Here is a 15,110-nt window from a genome sequence, read left to right on the forward strand (position 1 = left end):
GGAGTTCAATAGGAGGAGTGCAATGGCTCTCAATCTGTCCCAGAAGCAAGAAGTAGTCGCCGAGCTGGCAGACGTCGCCGCCAAGGCCCACTCCTTGATCGCAGCCGAATACGCTGGCACCACGGTCGCCCAGATGACCGCGATGCGCAAGCAGGCTCGTGAAACCGGTGTTTTCTTGAAGGTTGTCAAGAACACCCTGGCTTCGCGCGCCGTTGAAGGCACCGAGTTCGCAGTCGCACAGGACCAGATGGTTGGTCCGCTGCTGTACGCGTTCTCGCTCGAGGAGCCCGGCGCTGCCGGTCGCCTGATCAAGGAAGCCGCCAAGGGCAACGACAAGCTGAAGGCTAAGGTCGTCGCCATCGGTGGTGAAGTGTTCCCGGCGAGCCACGTCGACGTGCTGGCATCGCTGCCGACCCGCGACCAGGCCCTGGCCATGCTGGCCCGCGTCCTGACCGAGCCGGTCACGATGTTTGCCCGCGCCATCAAGGCCGTTGGCGAGAAGCAGGGTGGTGGCGATGTCGCCGCCGACGCTGCCGAGCCGGCCGCCGAGACCGCCTGAGTTTCGACTTACCGTGGTTCCTGACGGAACCTCAACCCAGAAAATCATCCAAAGGTATTAATCATGTCCCTTACCAACGAACAGATCGTCGACGCCATCGCCGAGAAGTCCCTGATGGAAGTGATGGAGCTGGTCAAGGCCATCGAAGAGAAGTTCGGCGTCTCCGCCGCTGCTCCGGTCGCCGTGGCTGCTGCCGCTGGCCCGGCTGCTGCTGTTGAAGAGCAGACCGAATTCGTCGTCACCCTGAAGACTGCCGGCGAGAAGAAGGTCGAAGTCATCAAGGCCGTCCGCGCCATCACCGGCCTGGGCCTGAAGGAAGCGAAGGACCTGGCCGAAGCCGGCGGCGTCCTGAAGGACAACGCTTCGAAGGACGAAGCCGAGAAGATGAAGAAGGACCTGGAAGCTGCTGGCGCGACTGTCGAAGTCAAGTAAGCAGTTACCTTGCATCGTCACCGATTCACGGCGATGCAGCCAAGGCTGGGGGCGTAAGCCCCCGGCCTTTGGTCGTTGTTGCAGTACCGGTAGGGTCGACTGTTAGTCGACTGTTTCAAAAGCAGGAAAAAGCCCAACACGGGCTGCAGTCAAACCCCGGCAGGCCAGCGCACGGCGCGGCAGCGGGGGAGTGGTAGCAGACGAGTTGGCAGTTGGAAGTAGCGGGAGAAGGCGTGCTGGTGCCGGCAATACCAGCGACTTCCAACTGACAATTTCAAGTTCCCTTCGGATCGTGGGCGCACGATCCGCACAACAAGGTGGAAGACCTCATGACGTCCTATTCGTTCACCGAAAAAAAGCGTATCCGCAAGGATTTCGGCAAGCAGCGCTCGATTCTCGAAGTGCCGTTCCTGCTCGCAATCCAGGTGGATTCCTATCGTGAATTCCTGCAGGAAAACGTCGATCCGGCCAAGCGCACGGACCACGGCCTGCACGCTGCGCTGAAGTCGGTCTTCCCGATCGCCAGCTACAGCGGCAATGCCGCCCTGGAATACGTCGGCTACAAGCTGGGCGAACCGGTCTTCGACGAGCGTGAGTGCCGCCAGCGTGGCATGAGCTACGGCGCCCCGCTGCGCGTGACCGTGCGCCTGGTGATCTACGACCGTGAGTCGTCGACCAAGGCCATCAAGTACGTGAAGGAGCAGGAGGTCTATCTGGGCGAAATCCCGCTGATGACCGAAAACGGCACCTTCATCGTCAACGGCACCGAGCGCGTCATCGTCTCGCAGCTGCACCGCTCGCCGGGCGTGTTCTTCGACCACGACCGCGGCAAGACCCACAGCTCGGGCAAGCTGCTGTACAGCGCCCGCATCATTCCTTACCGCGGTTCCTGGCTGGACTTCGAGTTCGACCCGAAGGACGCGCTGTTCACCCGTATCGACCGCCGCCGCAAGCTGCCGGTGTCGATCCTGCTGCGCGCGCTTGGCTACAGCAACGAAGAGATGCTGGCCGAGTTCTTCGAGATCAACACCTTCCACATCAACCCGGATGAAGGCGTCCAGCTGGAGCTGGTGCCGGAGCGCCTGCGTGGCGAAACCCTGGGCTTCGACCTCGCCGACGGCGACAAGGTCATCGTGGAAGCCGGCAAGCGCATCACCGCGCGCCACATCAAGCAGCTGGAAGCCTCGGGCATCGCCGCCCTGGCCGTGCCGGACGACTACATCGTCGGCCGCATCCTGTCGCACGACGTGGTCGACGCCTCGACCGGCGAACTGCTGGCCCAGGCCAACGACGAGATCAGCGACGAGCAGCTGCAGAACTTCCGCAAGGCCGGCGTCGATGCGGTGGGCACCCTGTGGGTGAACGACCTGGATCGTGGCCCGTACCTGTCCAACACCCTGCGCATCGATCCGACCAAGACCCAGCTGGAAGCCCTGGTCGAAATCTACCGCATGATGCGTCCGGGCGAGCCGCCGACCAAGGATGCCGCGCAGAACCTGTTCCACAACCTGTTCTTCACCTTCGAGCGCTACGACCTGTCCGCGGTCGGCCGCATGAAGTTCAACCGTCGCGTGGGCCGCAAGGAAACCACCGGCGAAGCCGTGCTGTACGACAGCAAGTACTTCGGTGAGCGCAACGACGAAGAGTCCAAGCGCCTGGTCGCTGCCCACGGCGACAGCTCCGACATCCTGGACGTGATCAAGGTCCTGACCGAGATCCGCAACGGTCGCGGCGTGGTCGATGACATCGATCACCTGGGCAACCGTCGCGTGCGTTCGGTCGGCGAAATGGCCGAGAACGTGTTCCGCGTCGGCCTGGTCCGCGTCGAGCGCGCGGTCAAGGAGCGCCTGTCGATGGCCGAGTCGGAAGGCCTGACCCCGCAGGAGCTGATCAACGCCAAGCCGGTCGCCGCTGCCATCAAGGAGTTCTTCGGCTCCTCGCAGCTGTCGCAGTTCATGGACCAGAACAACCCGCTGTCGGAAGTGACGCACAAGCGTCGCGTCTCGGCCCTGGGCCCGGGCGGTCTGACCCGTGAGCGCGCCGGCTTCGAAGTGCGCGACGTGCACCCGACCCATTACGGCCGCGTCTGCACCATCGAAACCCCGGAAGGCCCGAACATCGGCCTGATCAACTCGCTGGCCGTGTACGCCCGCACCAACCAGTACGGTTTCCTCGAGACCCCGTACCGCAAGGTCGTGGACGGCAAGGTCTATGACGAAGTCGAGTTCCTGTCGGCGATCGAAGAAAACGAGTACGTCATTGCGCAGGCCAACGCCCTGACCAATGCCGACAGCGTGCTGACCGAGCAGTTCGTTCCGTGCCGCTTCCAGGGCGAATCGCTGCTGAAGCCGCCGGCGGAAGTCCACTTCATGGACGTCTCGCCGATGCAGACCGTGTCGATCGCGGCCGCGCTGGTTCCGTTCCTGGAGCACGATGACGCCAACCGCGCACTGATGGGCGCCAACATGCAGCGTCAGGCCGTGCCGACCCTGCGTGCGCAGAAGCCGCTGGTCGGTACCGGCATCGAGCGCGCCGTGGCGCGTGACTCCGGTGTGACCGTGAACGCCCGTCGTGGTGGCGAGATCGTGCAGATCGACGCGGCCCGCATCGTGGTCAAGGTCAACGAGGAAGAGATCGTTGGCGCCACCGACGCCGGCGTGGACATCTACAACCTGGTCAAGTACACCCGTTCGAACCAGAACACCTGCATCAACCAGCGTCCGCTGGTCCAGGTGGGTGACGTCATCGCCCGCGGCGACGTGCTGGCCGACGGTCCGTCCACCGACATCGGCGAACTGGCCCTGGGCCAGAACATGCTGATCGCGTTCATGCCGTGGAACGGCTACAACTTCGAAGACTCCATCCTGCTCTCCGAGCGCGTGGTGGAAGAGGATCGCTACACCACGATCCACATCGAAGAGCTGACCTGCGTCGCGCGTGACACCAAGCTGGGGCCGGAGGAAATCTCCGCCGACATCCCGAACGTCTCCGAGCAGGCGCTGAACCGCCTGGACGAGAGCGGCGTGGTGTACATCGGTGCGGAAGTCCGCGCCGGCGACATCATGGTCGGCAAGGTCACCCCGAAGGGCGAAAGCCAGCTGACCCCGGAAGAGAAGCTGCTGCGCGCGATCTTCGGCGAGAAGGCTTCGGACGTTAAGGACAGCTCGCTGCGCGTTCCGCCGGGCATGGACGGCACCGTCATCGACGTGCAGGTCTTCACCCGCGACGGCATCGAGAAGGACAAGCGCGCCCGCCAGATCGAAGAGTCTGAAATCAAGCGCGTCAAGAAGGACTTCGACGACCAGTTCCGCATCCTGGAAGCCGCCATCTACATGCGTCTGCGTTCGCAGATCGTGGGCAAGGTGGTCAACGGTGGTGCTGGCCTGAAGAAGGGTGACGTGATCACCGACGCCTTCCTGGACGGCCTGAAGAAGGCTGACTGGTTCGCCCTGCGCATGAAGGACGAGGACGCTTCGGAAGCCATCGAGCGCGCCCAGAAGCAGATCCAGGCGCACGAGAAGGAATTCGAGCGTCGCTTCGCCGACAAGCGCGGCAAGATCACCGCTGGCGACGACCTCGCCCCGGGCGTGCTGAAGATGGTCAAGGTGTTCCTGGCCGTGAAGCGCCGCATCCAGCCGGGCGACAAGATGGCAGGCCGCCACGGCAACAAGGGTGTGGTCTCCAACGTGGTGCCGGTCGAGGACATGCCGTACATGGCCTCGGGCGAAACCGTGGACATCGTGCTGAACCCGCTGGGCGTGCCGTCGCGTATGAACATCGGCCAGATCCTGGAAGTGCACCTGGGCTGGGCCGCCAAGGGTCTGGGTCGCAAGATCCAGGCGATGATGGAAGCCCAGGCGGCGGTTGCCGACCTGCGCAAGTTCCTGGACGACATCTACAACCACGACGACACCAACGTGGCCAACCGTGTCGACCTGTCGCAGTTCAGCGACGAGGAACTGCTGCGTCTGGCCCGTAACCTCACCGACGGCGTGCCGATGGCCACCCCGGTGTTCGACGGTGCCACCGAAGCGGAAATCAAGCGCATGCTGGAACTGGCCGACCTGCCGAGCAGTGGCCAGACCCAGCTGTACGACGGCCGCACCGGTGAAGCGTTCGATCGCCACACCACCGTTGGCTACATGCACTACCTGAAGCTGAACCACCTGGTCGACGACAAGATGCACGCCCGTTCGACCGGTCCGTACTCGCTCGTCACCCAGCAGCCGCTGGGCGGCAAGGCGCAGTTCGGCGGCCAGCGCTTCGGTGAAATGGAAGTCTGGGCGCTGGAAGCCTACGGCGCGGCCTACACCCTGCAGGAAATGCTGACGGTGAAGTCCGATGACGTGCAGGGCCGCAACCAGATGTACAAGAACATCGTCGACGGTGAGCACGAGATGGTCGCGGGCATGCCGGAATCCTTCAACGTGCTCGTGAAGGAAATCCGCTCGCTGGCCATCAACATGGAACTGGAAGACAACTGATCCATGCCGGCGCGGCGGCCTCCGCCGCCGCGCCGCTGGCAGTCAACTGAAAGCCCATCGACACAGCATTCCTCCTTCTGGAGAACACCATGAAAGACCTGCTCAACCTCTTCAACCAGCAGCGCCAGACGCTGGACTTCGACGCGATCAAGATCGCGCTGGCCTCGCCGGACCTGATCCGTTCGTGGTCCTTCGGCGAAGTGAAGAAGCCGGAAACCATCAACTACCGTACCTTCAAGCCGGAACGTGACGGCCTGTTCTGCGCCGCCATCTTCGGCCCGGTGAAGGATTACGAGTGCCTGTGCGGCAAGTACAAGCGCATGAAGCACCGCGGCGTGGTCTGCGAGAAGTGCGGCACCGAAGTGACCCTGGCCAAGGTGCGCCGCGAGCGCATGGGCCACATCGACCTGGCGTCGCCGGTCGCGCACATCTGGTTCCTGAAGTCGCTGCCGTCGCGCATCGGCCTGATGCTGGACATGACCCTGCGCGACATCGAGCGCGTGCTGTACTTCGAAGCGTACGTGGTGACCGAGCCGGGCCTGACCGCCCTGGAGCGCCGCCAGCTGCTGACCGAAGAACAGTACCTGCAGGCCCGCCAGGAGCACGGTGACGACTTCGACGCCGCCATGGGCGCCGAGGCCGTGTACGAACTGCTGCGCACGATCGACCTGCAGTCGGAAATGACCCGCCTGCGCGAGGAAATCGCCGCTACCGGTTCGGAAACCAAGCTCAAGCGCCTCACCAAGCGCATCAAGCTGATCGAAGCCTTCCTGGAGTCGGGCAACCGTCCGGAATGGATGGTCATGACCGTGCTGCCGGTGCTGCCGCCGGACCTGCGTCCGCTGGTTCCGCTGGATGGCGGCCGCTTCGCGACCTCCGACCTGAACGACCTGTACCGCCGCGTCATCAACCGCAACAACCGCCTGCGCCGCCTGCTCGAACTGAGCGCGCCGGACATCATCGTGCGTAATGAAAAGCGCATGCTGCAGGAATCGGTCGATGCGCTGCTGGACAACGGCCGTCGTGGCCGTGCCATCACCGGCACCAACAAGCGCCCGCTGAAGTCGCTGGCCGACATGATCAAGGGCAAGCAGGGTCGCTTCCGCCAGAACCTGCTCGGCAAGCGCGTCGACTACTCGGGCCGTTCGGTCATCGTGGTCGGCCCGTACCTGCGCCTGCACCAGTGCGGCCTGCCGAAGAAGATGGCGCTGGAGCTGTTCAAGCCGTTCGTCTTCGCCAAGCTGCAGCGTCGTGGCCTGGCCACCACCATCAAGGCCGCCAAGAAGCTGGTCGAGCGCGAAGAAGCCGAAGTCTGGGACATCCTGGAAGAGGTCATCCGCGAGCATCCGGTGATGCTGAACCGTGCGCCGACCCTGCACCGTCTGGGCATCCAGGCGTTCGAGCCGGTGCTGATCGAAGGCAAGGCCATCCAGCTGCACCCGCTGGTCTGCACCGCGTTCAACGCCGACTTCGACGGTGACCAGATGGCCGTCCACGTGCCGCTCTCGCTGGAAGCCCAGCTGGAAGCGCGTGCGTTGATGATGTCGACCAACAACATCCTGTCGCCGGCCAACGGCGAGCCGATCATCGTGCCGTCGCAGGACGTCGTGCTGGGTCTGTACTACATGACCCGCTCGCTGGAAAACAAGAAGGGCGAGGGCATGGCCTTCGCCAACATCGCCGAAGTGAAGCGTGCCTACGACAACCGCGTGGTGGAACTGCACGCGCGCGTCAAGGTCCGCATCACCGAGGTGGTGACCGACGAAGACGGCGTCAAGCAGAACAAGACCTCGATCGTGGACACCACGATCGGTCGCGCCCTGCTGGCTGAAATCCTGCCGGAAGGCCTGCCGTTCGCGCTGGCCAACACCGAGCTGACCAAGAAGAACATCAGCCGCCTGATCAACTCCAGCTACCGCCAGCTGGGTCTGAAGGACACGGTCGTGTTCGCCGACAAGCTGATGTACACCGGCTTCGCCTACGCGACCCGCGCCGGCGTTTCGATCGGCATCGACGACATGCTGATCCCGGACGAGAAGAAGGGCATCCTCACCGAGGCCGAAGCCGAAGTGCTGGAAATCCAGGAGCAGTACCAGTCGGGCCTGGTCACCGCTGGCGAGCGCTACAACAAGGTGGTCGACATCTGGTCGCGCACCAACGAGCGCATCGCCAAGGCGATGATGGACACCATCGGTACCGAGAAGGTGGTCAATGCCAAGGGTGAGACCATCGACCAGAAGTCGATGAACTCGCTGTACATCATGGCCGACTCCGGTGCGCGTGGTTCGCAGGCGCAGATCCGTCAGCTGGCCGGCATGCGTGGCCTGATGGCGCGTCCGGACGGCTCGATCATCGAGACGCCCATCAAGGCGAACTTCCGCGAAGGCCTGAACGTGCAGGAGTACTTCAACTCCACCCACGGTGCCCGTAAGGGTCTGGCCGATACCGCGCTGAAGACCGCGAACTCGGGTTACCTGACCCGTCGTCTGGTCGACGTCGCGCAGGACGTGGTCATCACCGAGGTGGATTGCGGTACCACCGAAGGCCTGATCATGACCCCGATCGTGGAAGGCGGCGACGTGGTCGAGCCGCTGAAGGACCGCGTGCTGGGTCGCGTGGTTGCCGAGGACGTGTTCCTGCCGGGCAACGACGAAGATCCGATCGTCACCCGCAACACCCTGCTGGACGAAGCCTGGGTCGCCAAGCTGGAAGACGCCGGCGTGCAGAGCATCAAGGTGCGTTCGACGATCTCGTGCGAATCGGCCTTCGGTGTCTGCGGTCGCTGCTACGGCCGCGATCTGGCCCGTGGCCACCTGGTCAACATTGGTGAAGCGGTCGGCGTCATCGCTGCCCAGTCCATCGGTGAGCCGGGTACCCAGCTGACCATGCGTACGTTCCACATCGGTGGTGCGGCGTCGCGAGCTGCTGCGGTCGACAACATCACCGTCAAGACCACCGGCTCGGTCAAGTTCAGCAACCTCAAGTCGGTCGAGCACGCCAACGGCTCGCTGGTGGCAGTGTCGCGCTCGGGCGAAATCTCGGTGCTCGATGCCCACGGCCGTGAGCGTGAGCGTTACAAGCTGCCGTACGGTGCGACCATCACGTCCAAGGACGGTGATGCGATCAAGGCTGGCCAGACCGTGGCCAACTGGGATCCGCATAACCACCCGATCGTGTCGGAAGTGGCCGGCTTCATCCGCTTCATCGACTTCGTCGACGGCATCACCGTCATCGAGAAGACCGACGAGCTGACCGGCCTCGCGTCGCGCGAAATCACCGATCCGAAGCGTCGTGGTACCCAGGCCAAGGACCTGCGCCCGATCGTGCGCATCGTCGACGCCAAGGGCAACGACCTGTCGATCCCGGGCACCGACCTGCCGGCGCAGTACCTGCTGCCGCCGCGTTCGATCGTCAACCTGCAGGACGGCGCCCCGGTGGGCGTGGGCGACGTCGTCGCCAAGATCCCGCAGGAAGCGTCGAAGACCCGCGACATCACCGGTGGTCTGCCGCGCGTGGCCGACCTGTTCGAAGCGCGCAAGCCGAAGGATCCGGCGGTGCTGGCCGAGCGTTCGGGCATCATCAGCTTCGGCAAGGACACCAAGGGCAAGCAGCGCCTGATCATCAAGGACACCGATGGTTCGGAGCACGAAGAGCTGATCCCGAAGTACCGCCAGGTCATTGTGTTCGAAGGCGAGCATGTCACCAAGGGTGAGACCATCGTGGACGGCGAGCCGAGCCCGCAGGACATCCTGCGTCTGCTGGGTGTCGAACCGCTGGCAGCCTACCTGGTGAAGGAAATCCAGGACGTGTACCGCCTGCAGGGCGTGAAGATCAACGACAAGCACATCGAGGTGATCACCCGCCAGATGCTGCGCAAGGTCGAGATCACCGATCAGGGCAGCAGCAAGTTCCTGAACGGCGAACAGGTGGAGCGTCAGCGCGTTATCGAGGAAAATGCGCGCCTGTCGACCCGCAACGAGCTGCCGGCGCACTTCGATCCGGTCCTGCTGGGTATCACCAAGGCGTCGCTGGCGACCGAATCGTTCATCTCGGCCGCTTCGTTCCAGGAAACCACCCGCGTGCTGACCGAAGCGGCCGTCCGCGGCACCTCGGACAACCTGCGTGGCCTGAAGGAAAACGTCATCGTGGGTCGCCTGATTCCGGCCGGTACCGGCCTGGCGTACCACAGCAACCGCCGCCGCGGCGCTTCCGGTCTCACCGAGTCGGAAATGCAGACCCTGGCCGGCACCCCGGCCGCGGTCGAGGCGCCGGTGGTTGAAGCCGAAGCTGAACAGGCGTCGGGCGAAGAATGAGGTATCCGGTCCGGCCGCAAGGCCGGACCACCCCATCGGTCCATCGATGGGATTGGGAAAGGGCAGGGGAGATCGTCCGCGATCGACCCTGTCAACCTGAACGGGGTACATGGAGGCCCCCCAGTAACGTCCCGGGATCAGGGACGGGCTTGACAGGAGGCGTTTGACTGCTTTCCTGGCAGGTTGCTACAATCGTCTGTCTCAGCAGGCCAAAATTTCGGCCTGCTTTAACATTTCCGCATCTCTGGTCGGATTTTCCGGCCACCAATCAGAAGAACCTACTGATGGCGACGATCAACCAGCTGGTCCGCAAGCCGCGGCAAGCGACCACCTACAAGAGTGCCTCGCCGGCGCTCGACAAGTGCCCGCAGCGCCGTGGCGTCTGCACCCGTGTCTACACCACCACTCCGAAGAAGCCGAACTCGGCTCTGCGCAAGGTTGCCAAGGTCCGCCTGACCAACCAGGAAGAAGTGATTTCCTACATCGGTGGTGAAGGCCACAACCTGCAGGAGCACTCCGTGGTCCTGATCCGCGGCGGTCGCGTCAAGGACCTGCCGGGTGTGCGTTACCACACCGTTCGTGGCTCGCTCGACGCCGCCGGCGTTGCCAAGCGTCGCCAGGCCCGTTCCAAGTACGGCGCCAAGCGTCCGAAGGCATAAGGAGAGAGCACTATGTCGCGTAAGGGTAATACTCCGCAGCGTTCCGTCCTGCCCGATCCGAAGCACGGAAGCGAAACCATCGCCCGCTTCATCAACATGGTCATGCAGAGCGGCAAGAAGTCCGTCGCCGAAAAGATCGTGTACGGCGCCATGGACGTGATCACCGAGAAGAACAGCAGCGCCAACGCCATTGAACTGGTGCAGAAGGCTCTGGACAACGTCGCTCCGGCGGTCGAAGTCAAGTCGCGCCGCGTCGGTGGTGCTACCTACCAGGTGCCGGTCGAAGTGCGTTCGTCGCGCAAGATGGCCCTGGCCATGCGCTGGCTGATCGACTCCGCGCGCAAGCGTGGTGAGAACACCATGCCGAAGAAGCTGGCTGCTGAACTGATCGACGCCTCGGAAAACCGTGGTGGCGCCATCAAGAAGCGCGAAGAAACCCACCGCATGGCCGAAGCCAACAAGGCATTCGCCCACTACCGCTGGTGAGTTTGACGGCCTTGTAAAACAGGCAGGGCAGCACCACTTCGGTGCGTGCTGCCTCGCGGTCCCAGAAGGACTGCGCCAATCCGAAGGCCGCCGAAAGGCGGCGTTCGGCCATCCGAAATCCAAGAAATCTGAGAGGCTCCCGTGGCCCGTTCCACTCCCATCGAGCGTTACCGTAACTTCGGCATCATGGCTCACATCGATGCCGGCAAGACCACCACGTCCGAGCGCATCCTGTTCTACACCGGCAAGAGCCACAAGATCGGTGAAGTGCACGACGGCGCCGCCACCATGGACTGGATGGAGCAGGAGCAGGAGCGTGGCATCACGATCCAGTCCGCTGCCACCACCGCGTTCTGGAAGGGCATGGACAAGTCCCTGCCGGAGCACCGCTTCAACATCATCGACACCCCCGGGCACGTCGACTTCACCATCGAAGTGGAGCGCTCGCTGCGCGTGCTCGACGGTGCCGTCTTCGTCCTGTGTGCCGTCGGTGGCGTGCAGCCGCAGTCGGAAACCGTGTGGCGCCAGGCCAACCGCTACAAGGTGCCGCGCATTGCGTTCGTCAACAAGATGGACCGCACCGGTGCCAACTTCTACAAGGTCCGTGACCAGCTGAAGGCCAAGCTCGGCGCCGTCGCCGTGCCGATGCAGCTGCCGATCGGCGCCGAAGACGGCTTCAAGGGCGTCGTCGACCTGCTGAAGATGAAGGCCATCCATTGGGATGAAGCCTCGCAGGGCATGAAGTTCGAGTACGGCGAAATCCCGGCCGACCTGCAGGAAAAGGCTGAAGAAGCCCGTACCTACATGATCGAAACCGCGGCTGAAGCCAGCGAAGAGCTGATGGAAAAGTACCTGGGCGGCGAAGAGCTGGCCGAGGCTGAAATCATCAACGCGCTGCGTACCCGCACCCTGGCCACCGAAATCGTTCCGATGTACTGCGGTTCGGCGTTCAAGAACAAGGGCGTGCAGGCCATGCTGGACGGCGTGATCCAGCTGCTGCCGTCGCCGGTCGATGTGCCGGACGTGACCGGTACCGACGTGGACGACGAAAACGTCGCCATGACCCGCAAGTCCGACGACAAGGCTCCGTTCTCGTCGCTGGCCTTCAAGATCATCACCGATCCGTTCGTCGGCGCGCTGACCTTCTTCCGTGTCTACTCGGGCACCCTGAACGGTGGTGACACCGTGCTGAACTCGGTGAAGGGCAAGAAGGAGCGCATCGGCCGCATCCTGCAGATGCACTCGAACAACCGTGAAGAAATCAAGGAAGTTCTGGCCGGTGACATCGCCGCTGCCGTGGGCCTGAAGGACACCACCACCGGTGACACCCTGTGCTCGATCGACCAGCCGATCATCCTGGAGCGCATGACGTTCCCGGAGCCGGTGATCTCGATGGCCGTCGAACCGAAGACCAAGTCGGACCAGGAAAAGATGGGTCTGGCCCTGGGTCGCCTGGCGCAGGAAGATCCGTCGTTCCGCGTCAAGACCGACGAAGAATCCGGCCAGACCATCATCTCGGGCATGGGCGAGCTGCACCTGGACATCATCGTCGACCGCCTGAAGCGCGAGTTCAACGTTGAAGCCAACGTCGGCGCGCCGCAGGTTGCGTACCGCGAAACCATCACCCTGGCTGACGTCAAGTCGGACTACAAGCACGCCAAGCAGTCCGGTGGTAAGGGTCAGTACGGTCACGTCGTGATCGAGCTGTCGCCGATCACCGCTGAAGACCGTGCCGATCCGAAGCTGGCTCCGGCCATCAAGGACGACTTCCTGTTCATCAACGACATCACCGGCGGCGTGATCCCGAAGGAATTCATTCCGTCGGTTGAAAAGGGCCTGCGCGAAACCATCACCAGCGGTCCGCTGGCTGGCTTCCCGGTCGTGGACGTCAAGGTGAAGCTGGTGTTCGGTTCGTACCACGACGTCGACTCCTCGGAAATGGCGTTCAAGCTGGCTTCGTCGATGGCCTTCAAGCAGGGCTTCGCCAAGGCCAAGCCGGTGCTGCTGGAGCCGATCATGAAGGTCGAGATCGTGACCCCGGAGGATTACCAGGGTGACGTGATGGGCGACGTCAGCCGTCGTCGCGGCGTGCTGCAGGGTTCCGACACCACCGGTGACGGCTCCGCTTCGATCATCAACGCGATGATCCCGCTGGGTGAAATGTTCGGCTACGCCACTGCGCTGCGTTCGCAGACCCAGGGCCGTGCCACCTTCACCATGGAATTCGACCACTACGAGCCGGCGCCGAACAACATCGCCGAAGCCGTCATGAAGAAGGGCTGAGCCTCGCTCAGCCTCTCCTGAAAACCACTTACAAAATCAAGGTATAGAACAATGGCAAAGGGTAAGTTCGAGCGCACCAAGCCGCACGTCAACGTCGGCACCATCGGTCACGTCGATCACGGCAAGACCACGCTGACCGCCGCACTGACCAAGATCGGTGCCGAGCGCTTCGGTGGCGAGTTCAAGGACTACTCCTCGATCGACGCCGCGCCGGAAGAAAAGGCTCGTGGTATCACGATCTCGACCGCGCACGTCGAATACGAATCCCCGGTCCGTCACTACGCCCACGTCGATTGCCCGGGCCACGCTGACTACGTCAAGAACATGATCACCGGTGCCGCCCAGATGGACGGCGCGATCCTGGTGTGCTCGGCCGCTGACGGCCCGATGCCGCAGACCCGTGAGCACATCCTGCTGTCGCGTCAGGTCGGCGTGCCGTACATCGTCGTGTTCCTGAACAAGGCCGACATGGTTGACGACGCCGAGCTGCTCGAGCTGGTCGAGATGGAAGTGCGCGAGCTGCTGAGCAAGTACGACTTCCCGGGCGACGACACCCCGATCATCGCCGGTTCGGCCCGTCTGGCGCTGGAAGGCGACCAGAGCGACATCGGCGTGCCGGCCATCCTGAAGCTGGTCGACGCCCTGGACAGCTGGATCCCGGAGCCGGAGCGTGCGATCGACAAGCCGTTCCTGATGCCGGTGGAAGACGTGTTCTCGATCTCGGGCCGCGGCACCGTGGTGACCGGTCGTATCGAGCGCGGCGTGATCAAGGTTGGCGACGAAATCGAAATCGTCGGCATCCGTCCGGTGCAGAAGACCACCGTGACCGGCGTTGAAATGTTCCGCAAGCTGCTGGACCAGGGTCAGGCAGGCGACAACGCTGGCCTGCTGCTGCGCGGCACCAAGCGTGACGACGTCGAGCGTGGCCAGGTGCTGGCCAAGCCGGGTTCGATCAAGCCGCACACCAAGTTCGAAGGCGAAGTCTACGTCCTGTCGAAGGACGAGGGCGGCCGCCACACCCCGTTCTTCAACGGCTACCGTCCGCAGTTCTACTTCCGCACCACCGACATCACCGGCGCAGCTGCGCTGCCGGAAGGCGTCGAAATGGTGATGCCGGGTGACAACGTCAAGATGGTCGTCACCCTGATCAACCCGGTGGCAATGGACGAAGGCCTGCGCTTCGCCATCCGCGAAGGTGGCCGTACCGTCGGCGCCGGCGTGGTCTCGAAGATCATCGAGTAATCTGGTAGTATCTGCGCCCCGATGTTGCCTGGGTAGGGCATCGGGGCGTATCAAATGGGAAAGCAGGCACAGGATGTGCCTTGTGTTCCCCGGACCAGGAAGGGTCAATGCCATTCAGGCGGCGTCAACAGGCGACTGTTGACAGCTGCCTTGCGTGCCATTATGCTTCTACGTCTGGGCAGGCCGGGAAACTGGTCTGCCTACGTTTTTGAGGTCTATGGATTGACCTTGGCGGCCTGCAGGAGTGCGGGCCGTCTGTATTCAGGAATTTCATGGGACAAAGCAACCCAGAGGCTTTGTCTGTCGCTCTTTTAACGAAGGAACCTACCGCCATGGCGGACCAAAAGATCCGGATCCGGCTGAAAGCGTTCGATCATCGTCTGATCGACCGTTCGGCCAGCGAGATCGTTGAAACGGCAAAGCGGACCGGCGCGCAAGTGCGTGGCCCGATCCCGCTGCCGACCAAGATCGAGCGTTACACCGTTCTCGTCTCCCCGCACGTCGACAAGGACGCGCGTGACCAGTACGAGACCCGCACGCACAAGCGCGTGCTCGATATCGTTGACCCGAATGACAAGACCGTGGACGCGCTGATGAAGCTCGAACTGGCTGCCGGCGTCGACGTTCAGATCAAGCTGACCTGAGGACTACG

General features: G+C 63.2%; 9 protein-coding genes. All 9 read left to right on the top strand.

Translation table 11 applies throughout. The annotated features are described in order from the left end of the window. Nucleotides 1-22 precede the first annotated feature (22 nt). Nucleotides 23-559 (top strand): 50S ribosomal protein L10, encoded by a 537-nt coding sequence (rplJ, locus tag AB1281_RS02225; protein WP_005408203.1) that lies wholly within the window; start codon nucleotides 23-25, stop codon nucleotides 557-559. A gap of 63 nt (nucleotides 560-622) precedes the next feature. After that, on the top strand, nucleotides 623-991 hold the full coding sequence (gene rplL / locus AB1281_RS02230) for a 50S ribosomal protein L7/L12 (RefSeq protein ID WP_014036098.1): 369 nt from the start codon (nucleotides 623-625) through the stop codon (nucleotides 989-991). A 329-nt stretch (nucleotides 992-1,320) separates the two neighbouring features. After that, nucleotides 1,321-5,475: a DNA-directed RNA polymerase subunit beta gene (gene rpoB / locus AB1281_RS02235; RefSeq protein WP_049432754.1), complete on the top strand. Its 4,155-nt coding sequence runs from the start codon at nucleotides 1,321-1,323 to the stop codon at nucleotides 5,473-5,475. 89 nt (nucleotides 5,476-5,564) lie between these two features. Continuing rightward, nucleotides 5,565-9,788, top strand: a complete 4,224-nt coding sequence (rpoC, locus tag AB1281_RS02240) for a DNA-directed RNA polymerase subunit beta' (RefSeq protein ID WP_004154358.1) — start codon at nucleotides 5,565-5,567, stop codon at nucleotides 9,786-9,788. Between the two features lie 284 nt (nucleotides 9,789-10,072). Beyond that, the gene (gene rpsL, locus AB1281_RS02245) at nucleotides 10,073-10,447 is read left to right on the top strand and encodes a 30S ribosomal protein S12 (protein ID WP_004145320.1); all 375 of its coding nucleotides are present in this window, start codon (nucleotides 10,073-10,075) and stop codon (nucleotides 10,445-10,447) included. 12 nt (nucleotides 10,448-10,459) lie between these two features. Beyond that, on the top strand, nucleotides 10,460-10,933 hold the full coding sequence (gene rpsG / locus AB1281_RS02250) for a 30S ribosomal protein S7 (protein WP_004145321.1): 474 nt from the start codon (nucleotides 10,460-10,462) through the stop codon (nucleotides 10,931-10,933). A 141-nt stretch (nucleotides 10,934-11,074) separates the two neighbouring features. Beyond that, a complete protein-coding gene (gene fusA / locus AB1281_RS02255; RefSeq protein WP_075675280.1) occupies nucleotides 11,075-13,216 on the top strand; it encodes an elongation factor G in 2,142 nt (713 codons plus the stop codon). Nucleotides 13,217-13,267: 51 nt separating this feature from the next. Beyond that, nucleotides 13,268-14,458 carry an elongation factor Tu gene (gene tuf / locus AB1281_RS02260; protein WP_004154360.1) on the top strand — a complete coding sequence of 397 codons (1,191 nt, stop codon included), beginning with the start codon at nucleotides 13,268-13,270 and terminating at the stop codon, nucleotides 14,456-14,458. A 332-nt stretch (nucleotides 14,459-14,790) separates the two neighbouring features. Next, nucleotides 14,791-15,102, top strand: a complete 312-nt coding sequence (rpsJ, locus tag AB1281_RS02265; RefSeq protein ID WP_005408208.1) for a 30S ribosomal protein S10 — start codon at nucleotides 14,791-14,793, stop codon at nucleotides 15,100-15,102. The last annotated feature ends 8 nt before the right edge of the window (nucleotides 15,103-15,110 follow it).

The organism is Stenotrophomonas sp. NRRL B-14846, from assembly GCF_050473585.1.
Lineage (GTDB): Bacteria > Pseudomonadota > Gammaproteobacteria > Xanthomonadales > Xanthomonadaceae > Stenotrophomonas.